Origin of the sequence: Segetibacter sp. (assembly GCF_025963695.1) — a bacterium.
Taxonomy (GTDB): Bacteria; Bacteroidota; Bacteroidia; order Chitinophagales; family Chitinophagaceae; genus Segetibacter.
Genome location: NZ_JAOQAH010000053.1, coordinates 62,830 through 77,105 on the forward strand (window position 1 = coordinate 62,830; position 14,276 = coordinate 77,105).

The 14,276-nt window shown below is 37.9% G+C and carries 12 protein-coding genes; 4 read left to right on the plus strand and 8 right to left on the minus strand.

Annotated elements, in window-relative coordinates; all coding sequences use genetic code 11:
* Positions 1 to 72: 72 nt before the first annotated feature.
* Positions 73 to 2,100 (plus strand): 1,4-alpha-glucan branching protein GlgB, encoded by a 2,028-nt coding sequence (gene glgB, locus JWR87_RS09340; RefSeq protein WP_297818764.1) that lies wholly within the window; start codon positions 73 to 75, stop codon positions 2,098 to 2,100.
* Positions 2,101 to 2,174: 74 nt separating this feature from the next.
* On the plus strand, positions 2,175 to 3,197 hold the full coding sequence (locus tag JWR87_RS09345; RefSeq protein WP_297818767.1) for a tetratricopeptide repeat protein: 1,023 nt from the start codon (positions 2,175 to 2,177) through the stop codon (positions 3,195 to 3,197).
* A 192-nt stretch (positions 3,198 to 3,389) separates the two neighbouring features.
* On the opposite strand, the gene JWR87_RS09350 is transcribed toward JWR87_RS09345, so the two are convergent.
* The 5 genes from JWR87_RS09350 to JWR87_RS09370 form a co-directional block, all read right to left on the minus strand.
* Positions 3,390 to 5,063 carry a DNA polymerase/3'-5' exonuclease PolX gene (locus JWR87_RS09350; RefSeq protein WP_297818770.1) on the minus strand — a complete coding sequence of 558 codons (1,674 nt, stop codon included), beginning with the start codon at positions 5,061 to 5,063 and terminating at the stop codon, positions 3,390 to 3,392.
* 84 nt (positions 5,064 to 5,147) lie between these two features.
* Entirely contained in the window at positions 5,148 to 5,573 is a 426-nt protein-coding gene (locus JWR87_RS09355; protein WP_297818773.1) for a response regulator, read from the minus strand.
* A 5-nt stretch (positions 5,574 to 5,578) separates the two neighbouring features.
* A complete protein-coding gene (locus JWR87_RS09360) occupies positions 5,579 to 7,414 on the minus strand; it encodes an ATP-binding protein (protein ID WP_297818776.1) in 1,836 nt (611 codons plus the stop codon).
* 1 nt (position 7,415) lies between these two features.
* Entirely contained in the window at positions 7,416 to 7,844 is a 429-nt protein-coding gene (locus JWR87_RS09365) for a response regulator (protein WP_297818779.1), read from the minus strand.
* An 8-nt stretch (positions 7,845 to 7,852) separates the two neighbouring features.
* A complete protein-coding gene (locus tag JWR87_RS09370) occupies positions 7,853 to 10,435 on the minus strand; it encodes a PAS domain S-box protein (protein ID WP_297818782.1) in 2,583 nt (860 codons plus the stop codon).
* 1,192 nt (positions 10,436 to 11,627) lie between these two features.
* Between JWR87_RS09370 and JWR87_RS09375 the strand changes: the two genes are divergently transcribed.
* Positions 11,628 to 11,765: a hypothetical protein gene (locus JWR87_RS09375; RefSeq protein WP_297818785.1), complete on the plus strand. Its 138-nt coding sequence runs from the start codon at positions 11,628 to 11,630 to the stop codon at positions 11,763 to 11,765.
* A gap of 222 nt (positions 11,766 to 11,987) precedes the next feature.
* Here JWR87_RS09375 and JWR87_RS09380 read toward each other — a convergent pair whose 3' ends face one another.
* Together JWR87_RS09380 and JWR87_RS09385 are read right to left on the minus strand one after the other, a co-directional pair.
* Positions 11,988 to 12,611 (minus strand): hypothetical protein, encoded by a 624-nt coding sequence (locus JWR87_RS09380; RefSeq protein ID WP_297818788.1) that lies wholly within the window; start codon positions 12,609 to 12,611, stop codon positions 11,988 to 11,990.
* Positions 12,601 to 13,194 carry a hypothetical protein gene (locus tag JWR87_RS09385; RefSeq protein WP_297818790.1) on the minus strand — a complete coding sequence of 198 codons (594 nt, stop codon included), beginning with the start codon at positions 13,192 to 13,194 and terminating at the stop codon, positions 12,601 to 12,603. Before JWR87_RS09385 ends, JWR87_RS09380 begins: the two co-directional genes overlap by 11 nt.
* 466 nt (positions 13,195 to 13,660) lie before the next feature.
* On the opposite strand from JWR87_RS09385, the gene JWR87_RS09390 reads away from it, so the two are divergent.
* Positions 13,661 to 14,035, plus strand: coding sequence for a transmembrane 220 family protein (locus JWR87_RS09390; RefSeq protein WP_297818793.1), 375 nt, complete (start codon positions 13,661 to 13,663; stop codon positions 14,033 to 14,035).
* A 10-nt stretch (positions 14,036 to 14,045) separates the two neighbouring features.
* On the opposite strand, the gene JWR87_RS09395 is transcribed toward JWR87_RS09390, so the two are convergent.
* Positions 14,046 to 14,204 carry a hypothetical protein gene (locus JWR87_RS09395; RefSeq protein WP_297818795.1) on the minus strand — a complete coding sequence of 53 codons (159 nt, stop codon included), beginning with the start codon at positions 14,202 to 14,204 and terminating at the stop codon, positions 14,046 to 14,048.
* Positions 14,205 to 14,276: the final 72 nt, after the last annotated feature.

Here is a 14,276-nt window from a genome sequence, read left to right on the forward strand (position 1 = left end):
GGTTGGGAAAGGATGTTTTTTTCGGACTATAGTACAAAAGGTGTTTCTTTATCTTTATAAAAATTAAATAATATGGCCGTAGATAATACTAGCGATTCGAATAATAAGGCCTCAGCCATTTCAACAACTGATATCAAAAAATCAGCAACGGGCCTGGCTTCGATGAAGTATGAAGAAATGCATTTTGTTGACTCTGCCAAACCTGTCTGGAATTATTCTTTATTCTCGGAAGATGATATCAACAACTTTCAAAACGGTACACATTATTCAGCTTATAATAAATTTGGAAACAAGCAATTAGAGGTTCTCAAGACCGCCGGAACTTATTTTGCTGTTTGGGCACCTAATGCCACCTATGTTACTGTTATCGGACATTTTAATAATTGGAATAAAACCAGTCATGCACTTTTTGTTCGCCTTGATAAATCCGGTATTTGGGAAGGGTTTATTCCCGGCGTGCAGGAGGGAGAGGCGTATAAGTATCACATTCATGGATTTAACGGCGCACTCGTAGACAAAGGGGATCCGTACGCACATTATTGGGAAAAGCGGCCTTATACTGCGTCTATTACAAGAAATGTTGACTACGAATGGACTGATGAGAAATGGATGAAGAAAAGGGCTGCGCACAACGCATTAACGTCTGCATGGTCAGTATATGAAGTACATCTTGCAAGCTGGATGCGGCCTTCAAAATATGATGAAGAAAGTTACAATACTTATGAGCAGATAACCGAGAGGTTAGTTCCATATGTGAAGGAAATGGGTTTTACCCATGTTGAATTGATGCCCGTAATGGAACATCCGTTTGACGGAAGTTGGGGTTACCAGGGAACAGGTTATTATGCACCCACCAGTCGCTTTGGTAGTCCACAAGACTTTGCTGCTATGGTCGATGCGTTTCACCATGCAGGTATTGGTGTTATTCTAGATTGGGTGCCATCACATTTTCCTTATGATTCGCATGGTTTGTATATGTTTGACGGTACCCATACTTATGAGTATGCCGATAGGCGCAAGGGTTTTCATCCCGACTGGAACTCGTATATTTTTAACTATAAAAGGGGAGAGGTAAAATCGTTTTTAATAAGTAACGCAAGATTTTGGTTTGAGAAATTTCATATTGACGGAATAAGGGTCGATGCTGTTTCCTCGATGTTAAGGCTTGACTATAGCCGCAAAGAAGGGGAGTGGGAGCCTAATGAATTTGGTGGAAACGGCAATCTTGAGGCAATTGCTTTTATCAAAGATCTCAATGAAACTATTTACCGTGATTTTCCTGATGTACAAACGATTGCTGAAGAATCTACCGACTGGCCCGGAATATCGAGACCCACATTTGCGGGAGGAATTGGCTTTGGAATGAAATGGATGATGGGCTGGATGCATGATACGTTGAACTATTTTAAGCGCGATCAGTTTGCCAGGCCTCACCACCAGGACCAGATCACATTTAGTATGGCTTATTTCAATGATGAAAACTTTATGTTGCCGATAAGCCATGATGAAGTCGTTCATGGTAAGAGCCCGATGATTTATAAAATGCCGGGCGATGAATGGCAGAAGTTTGCCAACCTTAGGTTATTGTACACCTATATGTACACTCATCCGGGAGCTAAACTACTTTTTATGGGAAGTGAGTTTGGGCAGACGAAAGAATGGGATTATAAGGGCGAATTGCAATGGGAGTTGTTAAGTCACACTCCTCATCGTTTATTGCAACACTGCGTAAAAGATCTGAACCTTTTATACAGTAAAGAGCCGGCTCTACATGAAAAGCAATTTGAAGTGGGCGGCTTCGAATGGGTTGATCTCAACCATCGCAATGAGTGTGTAATTGTGTATAGACGAATAGGGCTTGACCGTAAGGATGACGTAATTGTGTTTTTAAATATGCTGCCCGAGCCCCGCATGGACTTCGAGGTGACCGTAAAAGGCAAAAGAAACTGGGAAGAGGTGTTTAACAGCGATGCGACGAAATATTACGGAACCGGTGACGTTTATAATCCTAAAGTAAGAACTGAAATTGTAAGCAAAGAAGACGGAACGCTGAAACTTATATTAAACTTACCGCCATTAGCGGGAGTTGTTTTGAGGTAAGTTAGGAAGTCTCGTTGTAAGAAATATTTAGGCTTGCTTCTGAAGATTAAATCAAATGCCAAAGGATTTCTTACATGAAGAAAATTTCTCTTACAGCTTTATTTGTTGGATACTCACTGGCAGGTTTTTGTTTTACCGGTGACGACAGTGCGGCCTTTTATGTAAAAAAGGCAATTGAATTAAGCAGATCGCAAAAAAACTGGGAAGCTGATAAAAGTTTTCAAAAAGCCGTAAGCTTCAATACTTTTAATGTAGAAACGCGGGTGCAGTACGGAAATTACTTAGTTGAGCAACGAAAATATTTTTCAGCAATCGAGCAATTTGGAAAAGTACTTGAAGCGAACATAAATAACCCGGTTGCTCTTCAGCAAATGACGGAGTTAAGTTTTCAACTCAACCGTTGGAACGATGCGGTTATGTATGGAAAAAAGCTTTCACAAAACGGTAATAGCAAAGATTTGAAGTATATAATTGGCAAAAGCTATTATGAGCTGGAAAATTACCGACAGTCCCAATCATATTTGAACCAGGCATTGGCAGAAAATCAGCGCGACTTAAAAACTGTAAGTCTGCTTGGTAAAGTCTTGATGGAATTAAGTAATTATAAAGAAGCCATTGCAGTGTACAATAAGACGCTTGAAATTGACCCTAACAATAGCAGCTTGCTTTATGAATTAGGGTTGTTGTATTACACAATGAATGAAGAGCAGACAGCCGTTACCTATTTTGAAAAAGCTGCTAAAAAAGGATACAAAACTGATTTGAGCTTTTATGAAAATTTGGGTCTTGCGTATTTAGACAATAATTTAAACAAAGGCGTTGAAACCTTGAATAAAGTTTTGGAAAGTAAACCTGGTAATCCTGAAATTTTATTTCAAATTGCCCAGGCTTATTACAAAGTTCAGAAGTACCAGGATGCCGCTGAAACTTATTACAAGGTTTACGAGAACGATCCTGCCAACAGTCGAGCCTTATACATGACAGGTGTGGCATTTCAAAAGAAAGGTGATAAAAGTAGAGGGATAGAACTCTGCGAAAAAGCAATACAAATGGATCCCAATCTTGCTCAATTGAAATCGCAGAAGTTCGCGTTCTAGCATTGTAACAATGAAGTTTTTAAAGGCAGTTGAATTTTCGACTGCTTTTTTTGTGATGCAATATTTGCAATTTCAACGTTAACCGCAGATGCAATGTAAGCTGGTAAAGGATTAACTGATGAATGGATTGCGACGCAACAATGATTAATCGGAGTGTCAGGAGCTGGTACAAAAAAAAATGAAATTGTCTTTCTAATGTCTCTTCGATCTTTGCTTTTCAAGAAAGGCTTCAAACTCATTTAAAGTAAAACTGCTTAGGTTGTTTTTGGCCGTCAGCCCTCCTTTTTGAGCTACCAGTACGCCGTACTTAATGTCTTCAAAAGCATCTACTGCATGTGCATCAGGATCTATTGAAATCAATACACCTTTTTCGATTGCGTTTGGTATGTGTCGCCAATCCATATCCAAACGGCGGGAGTGTGCATTTAGTTCGATCACTACATTGTGCTCGGCACAAGCATCAATTATTTTCTGATGGTCAACAGGGTAACCATTACGGCTTAGCAACAGGCGGCCTGTCATGTGGCCCAGAATAGTGGTATAGGGATTTGAAATTGCCTTTAACAGCCTTCCCATTGCTTTCTCTTCAGTCATTTTTAAATTCGAGTGAACCGAGGTTATCACCAGGTCAAATGATGAGAGTATGTCGTCAGGATAATCGAGGTTTCCATCATTGAGAATATCTGACTCTATGCTTTTAAATATCCTGAACGGTTTATATTTTTCGTTAAGTTCATCTATTAGTTGATGCTGCGCTTTTATTCGATTGGGATAAAGGCCGTTGGCATAAAATGCCGATTGGGAGTGATCGCTGATGACAAGAAACTCCATACTTTTTGCAATTGCTCCTAAAGCCATGGCCTCTATAGTGTCTCCTCCATCGCTCCAATCGCTGTGTGTATGAATAATACCTCTTACGTCTTTTAGTTGGATCACCTCGGGCAAACTGTTCTTTCCCGCCAGGTCGAGTATGCCAGCTGTTTCGCGTAAAAAAGGTGGAATAAAGGGAAGTCCGTTTTTCTTAAAAATCTGCTCTTCCTGCAGGAAGCTTTCATCCTGGTTCGATCCGTACTTTTCCTTCCAGGCAGTAAGAAATTCGAGGCTGCTGTTTCTTTCAAATGTCTTTGATATGAAAGTCTTTTCGTCAGTTTGATGAAATTCTAATGAAACATTTTCGAGGCCTTTTGCCCATAGAGTTTCGCCTGTTATGCTGGTTTCATATTTTTGTTCTGTAAAAGAGGTTCGAAGCTCTTCTATGGGTGCATCTGTTACCCATTCAAGTTTATGTATAACTTCTGCATGCCTTTTTAAGTCTCCTGTTATTTCAAACTTATTTTTCGGAAACTCTTTTTTCAATCGTTCTGTAAACTGAATAGAAAAATCTTCGATCTGGCTGTACAAATAACTTCCCTTACAAGCCATAAGAAACTGTATTGCTTCCTGTATGTTTTGCTGCGTTTTAGCACCAAAGCCTTTATAAAGCAACAACCTGTTTTCTTCGCAGGCATATAACAATTCACCCATACTTTCAATACCCAGTTCTTTCCATACCGTGGAAATTTTCTTTGGTCCAAGGCCTTTTATTTTAAGTAACTCAAATATGCCTGCGGGGGTTTTTAAAACATATTCATCCAGTGCAGAAAGCCTTCCCGTCTGTAGTTGCTCAAGAATTTTTTTGCCGATTGCCTGGCCTATTCCTTTGATTGCAAAAATTTTCTCCTCTGGCAAACCTGACAATTGCGAGGGGAGTTTGTCAATAGTAAAAGCAGCAGATGAGTAAGATTTTGCCTTGAAGCTATCATCTGCATGAATGTCTATGAGCTTAGCAAGTAAGGCGAAATTGTCGGCAATTGCATAATTGTCCATATTAATTATTTAGAGCGAACGAAGGTAAAAAAGCAAACCCTCAAAAGGCGAGGGTTTGGGTATAATTTATTGTAATGGAAGCTTTTAAAAATAGGGAGCAAGCTGTTCGTGCTGCATCAACTCTTCGAGTCCCTCCGTTGTCAATGGTTTGTTTATAAAATCGATTACTATTTCGTACCTGTTTGCTCTTGAGAAATCTTCAGGATTTACTGTAGAAGAAATAATTACAACCTTAGTATCGGGTAAGCGGTCAGAATACTTCATCAGGTAATCTTCCAAAAAATCCCAGCCGTTCATAACCGGCATATTTAAATCGAGCAAAATAAGTTGTGGCGGGTCCTGCTTTTCCGATTTATTATTTTTCGAAAAATAGGCCGAAAACCATGCTAATCCTTCTTTTCCATTTTTTGCCGTAAAAACTTCATTTGCAAACCCTGCCTTTTTTATTACCATTTCACATAACACGAGGGTGATCTGATCGTCATCTATGCACAAAACCTTATTTATCATTCCAACTAATTTTTGAAGGTGATGATGAAAGTAGTTCCTTTGTCAACCTCACTCTCAACATCTATTTCCCCTCCCATGACACGAATTTGCGAGTTTACTATATAGAGCCCTAAACCTTTGCTGTCAGCGTGGTCGTGAAAACGCTGATAGAGCCCAAATATACGGTCCTTATACCTTTGAAGGTCTATGCCAAGACCATTATCAGCAAAATATAATATTACGCCGTCTGTTGTTTTTTTTGTTTTGACTTTTATCTCAAGTGCCCTGTCTGGAGAGCTATATTTGACTGCATTTGTTACAAGATTTAGAAGTATACTTTCCAGGTAGGTACGATTAAAAAGTACCTCCGATGCATCATCGAAATCAGTACTTATTGTAGCTTGTTTTTTTTCTACAGCAGTTTGAACAGAATGAAGCACCCTTTCAAAAATCTTACTTATATCAAGGGGTTCTTTTTTCGCGTTTACATTGTTTTTAATAATCAGAACATTTAGAAGGTCGTTCACGGTCTCGTTTAGCTGAAGGGTACACTCTTCGAAATTTTTAAGCAACAAGATCGTCATAGGATCTGTAATCAGGGAAGTATCGAGTAGCTTAATTATGCCCAGAAGATTTGAAAGCGGAGCTCTTAAATTATGAGAAGTTATATAAGAAAACTGCCTTAGGTCGCTGTTGTTTTGGGTTAGTTCCTCTATCAGCATTTCTTTTTCTGTCTCATTTCTTTTTTGCTCGGTTATATTTTGAGAAGCAATCAAAATCTTGTTTATGCTTCCCCAGGGTTCATATAACGGTACAGCGCTAATCATATAACTTAAGTCTTCGTAACTAGCTTCAAAAACAGCATTCTCGCCCTCAAATACTTTCTGCAGATGCATTCTTACCTTTTCTTTTACAGGTGAATGAAAATGTGAGGTGTAGTCTGTGTTTTCAAAATGTGAAGCGCCTCTATCTTTTATGTGAAATTCTTTTCCTGCGGTATAAAGAGTAGTAAAATCTTTATTTAAGATAGCAACTGCACCGTTAGGAAAATTTTCGGAAATGGTGCGGAACATTTGCTCGCTTTCTCTCAATTGCTCTTTTGCACGGTTGGTTTCTGTAACATCATGAATAACCGCCAGGTATGCCCTTCTGCCCTCCATCAAAATTTCATGAGTTCTTATTTCGATGTCAATAATATCGCCATTCTTTTTTTGATGCTTAACATCTAAAATAAGATTTTGGCTTCCTTTTTTTTCTGAAGAAACAGGAGACGGACTACCCTTAATTGTATGATAAGGCTGTAATTCGGCCATAGTCATATTCAAAAACTCTTTTTCGCTATAACCATAGTGTTCTATTGCCGCCTCATTAACCATTAAAATTTTATCAAGTTCAATATCGTAAGCACAAATAGGTAAAGGATTATTGTTGAAGAGAAATTTGTACTGTTCTTCAGATTTTTTTAGCCGCTCAAGTATTTTGCTGCGTTCAATTCCGTAATTTATACTTTTAGCCAGCACGGCAGCATTGCTATCATCTTTCACTATGAAGTCCTGTGCGCCAACCTTTAAAATTTCAAGTGCTATTTCTGTGTCGCCCAGGCCGGTTAAAATAATAACAGGTACCCGTGGGAAACTGGAATTAATAGAATGAAAAGAACTGATACCCATGCCGTCTGGCAAAGACAGGTCTAGTAGGATGATGTCAATCTTTTCCTTTTCTAAAAAGCCAATTCCTTTTTGTAAAGTATCTCCATGAAAAACGGCTGCATTAGGAAATGCTTCTTCCAGGTATTCGTTTACCAACAGATAATCGCCGGGGTTATCCTCTATTACAAGTATTTGAAGTGCTGATGACTGCATGTTAATCTTTTGATGGTAGTTTGACTATAGTTATCCAGAAGTCTTCAATCATTCGTACAACTTCAAAAAACTTATTAAAGTCTACAGGCTTTGTAATAAAGCAATTAGCATAATTATTATAGGAGTCAATAACGTCTAATTCAGAAGAAGATGTGGTAAGCATTACTACAGGAATTCTTTTTAATGAAGGAGCGTTTTTTAAATAATGCAAAACTTCCTTTCCATCTACTTTAGGAAGGTTAATATCGAGTAGGATCAGGTCTGGAAGAAGACCTTCTTCGTTTAATCCTGCATTAACAAAACGGATAGCTTCTTCTCCATCCTTTGCCACTGAAACCTTATTTTTCATTTTAGCATCAGAGAGTGCTTCTTTGGTTAGCACAATGTCTCCTTCATTATCCTCAACCAGTAAAATATGAATGTCTTTCATAATTATTGTTATTTAGATTTCGGTAAGGTAAAATAAAACGTGCTTCCTTGCCCCTGCGTAGACGTCACCCAAATTCTTCCACCATGTTTATCTATGATTTTTTTACAGATTGCTAATCCTATTCCAGTTCCTGAATATTCGTCCCGATTATGAAGTCTTTGAAAGATGATAAAAATTTTATGGAAAAATTTCGAGTTTATTCCAATGCCATTATCTGCTACAGCAAATTGATAGCAAGATTGTTGGTCTTCGTATGATATGTCAATTATCGGCGGAGCAGTGCTTTTGTATTTACACGCATTGCCAATTAAATTTTGAAACAGTTGGAGGATTTGTGTCTTACTCCCCTTAATAACAGGCAGCTTGTTCGTATTTATAGTTCCGTTTGTTTCTTCCAGGAAATTTTTGTAGGTGAATTGGAGCTCTTTTACTATATCGTTTAAATCCACATCCTCAACTTCTGTTTTACTTGAGTTAACGCGGGAATATTCAAGCAAATCTAATATCAGCCGTTTCATTCGTTCAGCCCCATCCACTGCGTAATTAATATATTCATGCGCCTTGTTATCAAGTTTGTCCTTATATCTTTTTTCGAGTAATTGCAAAAAACTGCTCACCATCCTTAAAGGTTCCTGTAAGTCATGAGAAGCTACGTAAGCGAATCTTTCTAATTCAGTATTTGACTCTGCCAGTTCCGTTGCTCTTTTTTCGAGCGAGTTATTTAGTTTTTGAAGCATTATTTCATGAGATTTTCTTTCTGTAAGATCCTGCATAGCTCCAATCATTCTTACAGGTTTGCTTTGCTCATTAAAAATAATATAGCCCCGGTCATTAATATATTTATAGCTATTGCCCGTCTTCATTCTATACTCATCTTCCCACCTTGGAATCTTGTTTTCCAGGTGGTAACTTTTTTTTCTTTCAACTCTTTCCTTGTCTTCGGGGTGAAGATTATTTGACCACCAGTCAGGTTTTTGGGCTTCAGAAGGATCTGATAAATCAAACATTTTAGAAATTCCCTCATTCCAGGTAATTTCATTTGTTTCTACATTCCAATCCCACATGGCGTCGAAAGTAGCCTGGCTTAAAAATGTAATTCTTTCATTACTTTTTCTTACGTCCTGCTCTGCAATCGTTTGTTCTGTCCGGTCAATCGATAAAACCAGTTTAGCCTTTTTGCCTAAATATTCAATAGCATTAGAGGTTATTTCAGCATAAAAAAGATCTCCATTTTTCTTTTTATGCACCCAAATCTCCTTATGACATTGTTTGCAAGAATCCTCTTGCAGGAAGCTTTGATATTTTTGAACTTCTTCCTCTGCCAAAATATCGGTCAACTTCATGCTTAAAAATTCTTTTCGATTATATCCGTAATGTTGAGTGGCTGCATCATTTACTTCTAAAAACACTAAAGAATCTGCTTCGTAAATCCAACTTGGCACCGAGTGGTTATAGAAAAGAACACGATATTTTTCTTCTGATGCTTTTAAGTTTGCTTCACTTAATTTTCTTTCGGTAGCATCTCTTGCTATGCTATAAAACCTTTTATCATTTTCTTCCCACCTGGAGGACCATACAAGATGCGCAATGGAACCATCTTTCTTATAAAAACGGTTTTCAAAATTTGTTGTTCCTGTGCCCCTTTTGATATTTATAGATGCCTTTTTGGTGCTTTCCGCATCTTCTTTGTGAACAAAATCGTGGAAGTCTTTGCCTATTAATTCCTTTGCTCTATACCCAAGAATTTGGTCGGACGCTGCGCTTATGTAGGTAAATTTGCCACTCTCATCAACAGCACAAATCATATCAAGAGAAGAGTCAAGAACCTTTTTTAGTCTTGCTAGAACGAGTTTCAACCTTTTTTCATCCCTATTAAAAGGCTTTTCAATTTGAGTCTTTCCAGTGGTTTTCTTAACGAAGGCGTTTATTCCAACAAAAGTTCCATTTTCAATTTGTGGTGTATTAATAATTTTTACCGCTACTTTTTTGCCTGTTTTATCCTGAAGCGCACATTTATATTCAAGTGTGTTTCCTTCTAATGCTTTAGCAATAAAATTTGTCAAATCAGAAATGTCGCTCCCATTTGCAAGCGAGAGGAAGGAAGTGCCCGGTAAATCTGTTACGGAGTAAGAAAGTAAATCTGCAAACGCATCATTAGCTTTTATAAGAGTGCCTTGAAGATCAAAAGAGAAAAAAGGTTGGGAAGTGCGTTCAAATAAAATTTTCTGATTGTCATGATTATTTCCTCCCTCAAATTCGATTTCTTTAGGCGAAAGCTTCGATTGAACTCCAAATAGTTCTAACCCTTCAAACCCGTTATCATGATTTCTGAGAGAACAAATGCTCCATTTTATAGTTAGCGTATCGTTTTCTAATTCGATTGGTGCGGTTACTATTGTTACACATTCTTCTTCTTTTTGTGCAGAAGCAAAAGCGGCAGTAAACTTTTCGCGGTGTTTTTCGGAGACATAATCTATAAAATACTTTTCGGGCTCAAATGCAGAGGATGCAATATCCAGGTATTTACTATTAGCCGTTTTTACCTTTAACTCATCATCCAAAAGAATAAAAAAGCAATTGAGACTTTTCAAAAGTTTGTCAGGGACACTAAAGCGATTCATAGAAATTGATATACATGAAGGTAGGGTTATTCCTTAATCGTTGTTTCGCCCATCCTTTATTTCTTTGCGAACTGGGTCTATCGTCAACATACAACTTCGGCCATACCAGGTGTGATACATCATTTTGTAAGCTTTCTATTCACACTTCCGTCAAAATAGAAATATGTGAAGTTATGTGAATAGAGGTACGCTACTTTTTTAAATGATCCCATAACATGGTAAACGTCTGTGCATTTCTTCGTCCTGCTGGGCTCTCCTGGCATAGCCTTGTGTGATGGCCAAGGGAGCCCGGCATTCTGCTACACCCGAAGCAATTAGTTAGTAAATTGAAGTATGTCTACCCGAACCACGCATAGCATTGAGCAGCACTTTTCTATATCACATTGACCTGTTATCAATGGCTTGTTGCCCCTGCCCTAAAGGCGCCCTAAAGGGAGAAGAGGGAAAAATGGTTGCCGGTATCTAAAGCCCCTTTAGGGCAATGTCATTTAGTTAAGGATTTACCCATCAATTGCCCCGCCATTTATGGCGGCAAGTAATGATGGAAGACTCTTCCATGGCTTTAGCCCAAGAGAGAATGGGGCTAAAGCCAAAAGAGATTTTATTCCTTAACCCCCGCCATAAATGGCTGGGTAATACAAAGGAACGCTTAACTAAATGACATTGCCCTTTAGGGGTTTGGGGAAAGAAGGATTGACTAAAAGAGACGTAAAGAAGGGACAAAAGCATAAAGTGTTTGAAGACAGCTTTGATGCAAAGCCGGTTTATCATCGATTTTTTTGTTACAAAAAATTAATTACATACACTTAAACTGTGTCGGTGGAAAATGGAAGCTGGTAGAACATTGGGAGGATTATGAGTACAGCAGTGCAAGGTTTTATGTTAAGAACAGGGTAGATCCGTTTGTACCTGTCCATTACGAAGAGCTTTGTTGATTATGTTGTGTTGGAATGCCGGGGTGCCTTGGCTTTACACAAGGCTATCAAAGGAGACCCAGCAGGACGAAAAGATAGAAGAGGCCATACGTCAAAATGCATTTGAAAGCAAAAGAGAGTGGATGTTATGGATGTTTAAGAGAGCGGGTGAAAAGAACAGTAATAACAAGTATTTTCAATTTTGGTAGCAGGATAACCATCCTTTAGAGTTATACGGTTATGAAACGTTGAAGCAAAAACTAAATTCTCTTCATGAGGATCCTGTAAGGGCAGGAATTGTTTATGAAACATGGCATTATAAATATAGCAGCGCAATGGATTATTGTACTACTACGAAAGGCAAAATAGATCTGGAACTGGTTTAAATTTTGCCGGACACAGTCCTGGTTTTTCTTTTCCATTTAAGTGTCCTGCGGAACACTTAAATGAGCGGGGTACTTAAACCGGCAAAAGGTAAATTATTAAAATAAGTGATCTCCTGCTCCCTGGCAGGAGCACTTTTTAATCCATACTTCATATCAGCAATAAATCTCCCATGTGATAGGCCCAGCTTTCGCCTAAAATAGTTTCCATTCTTCTGAAACTTATTAATTTACTTTAAACAAATAAACTCCGGTTTTACCCGACAATACAATACCAGGAAAACTAACCTTATTAAAATAGTAATGTTGGTTTGTATTTATAAAGTTGATAATAAAATTAGCTTTAGTACATTTATTGTTATTTCGATATACATTATTTGCATTACCAATAAACATTTTATAAACTCCTTTTTCACGAGGAATTAAGGCAAGCTTGAATCTATAAAATCCGTTTTGTTCGGAAAACTTATATTCCCAATACTTGATGGTATCCTGTCTTTCAACAGAACTACCTGACATTAATAAATATTTGAATTTTGAGGCTACTTTATCATTAGTTGAATCTACAGAAATCAATTGCGCAAAACTAATGGCTGCTCCTAAATTTGCTGCATTACTATAATCTACATTTCCTGTTCCTGTTAAATCTTTGAAAATAACAGGTTCATTAATCTCAATCCAAATTGTATCTCCAATTAAAATACTGTCTTTATCAGGGTAAGCCTTGATGCCCATTTCAAAGTTGTAAACTACTTCTGCACAACCAACGCTCTTATTACATTTAAATCCATAACTGGTCATGCAAATCACAAGCATAACTATCAATAAAAACTTATTATTACCGTACATAAAAATCAAATATTATGTTTACGCCTGCAGCCTGATTATTGCCATTTTCATTTAATAATCTTACCCGATATTCTTGGAGACGGCGAATGTCATCATCTAGAGCATTAAAGAATTGTTGATTGTTATACCCACTAACAGCATCATTCAAATTAACTCTTCCAAATGCTTGATCATTTCGATTATCAATTAAATCATAAAATAAACCCTGTGGAATCCACTGGAAAGGGTCATTCGTTCGATCAGTATTGAAGTCTTCTAATAAATTTAAATGGGCATTTAATCCTGTATTTGCCACTACAATACCACCTTGTCGAATATTTCCGTTTCTGTACTCAAACCCCTGCTCAAAAAATATAGCACTATTTGCTCCATACTTCATATCAGCCATAAAATGGCCCACGTGATAAGTCCAGCCTTCGCCCAACGCAATAATAGGCGAGTTAGCAGTTGTTCCATTACCATAAGGACTTGGCCCTGCAATCATTTCACTTATTTCAGCATTTACAAAAGCTGTGTACCAGCCAATGCCAGCTTTATCATAATGTGCCGCATTGGTAAGTTCATGAAAAGAAACTTCACTCATCCTGGCAGAATTAGTAGTACCCCCACCTAACAAATTTTTTATTAGTAAGTTTTTGCTTGTGTTGGTGTTCTGCCTGCGTTGGTGTTGCAGCGAGTGCTTTTTTTTGCCCGTGTTGGTGTTAAGCAGCGCCGTTTACGGTGTTATCACCTGCGACTGAAGGGCAGGCATCCGAAGCGTGGCAAGCAGGAGACTTATCCAAGGCAATGAGTCGAAATCCAAACTCATTCACCCCTTTTTCGTAGGCATGCCTTCATATCGAAAACATGGCCCTGCCCAATCAAGTTGCAGTCTCGAGGGGATAAAAGCGAGCCCATAAGTTATAGAAACATTTGGTTAAGACCTTTATAAGTCAATTCATAAAACTGCTTCAGAAAAGTATATTTCCTTAAGAAGAGATATACTTTTTTTCATTTGTTACCTTTAGACATTGCACCCACAATTCTCCACGCATTATTAAGTTATTCGTATGAAAATTTTAAATGTACTTTTTATAATAATATTCGTAGCATTTGCTGCGCTTCAATACAACGACCCCGATCCTTATATCTGGATTCCTATTTATTTATACGCGGCTTTTTTATGCTTTCTCTCAAATAAGAATAAATATTACCCTGCACTCTATACTGTCGGTTTGACTGTGTACCTCAGTTATGCCGCTTATCTTTTTTTTGACAAGACTGGGGTATTAAATTGGGTTAAAGAACACGATGCTGAAAACCTGGTTCAAACAATGAAGGCCACCAAACCCTGGATTGAAGAAACACGGGAGTTTGGGGGATTGTTTATAGTTATTATCGTTTTAATTGTAAATATGATATCGTCGAAAAAAAATAAAGGCTAAAAATTCCTTATTATGGTATCTCACTAAATATTTGTTGTAATTCTTTAGTTTCAATGGTATCTTTTTCACCCTTATCATAGATAGAAGTAAGGTAGACAGTAGCAGCAATAATTTTTACAAAAGTAATAACCCTCGCGCCCCCCGGACTTACCCTTACTTTTCGAAGCAATAGTCAGCCTTATTTTATAAAAACCGTTTCCTAAAGCTTGCACCTTGTTGCGGAGCCTCTGCAAGTGTTTTT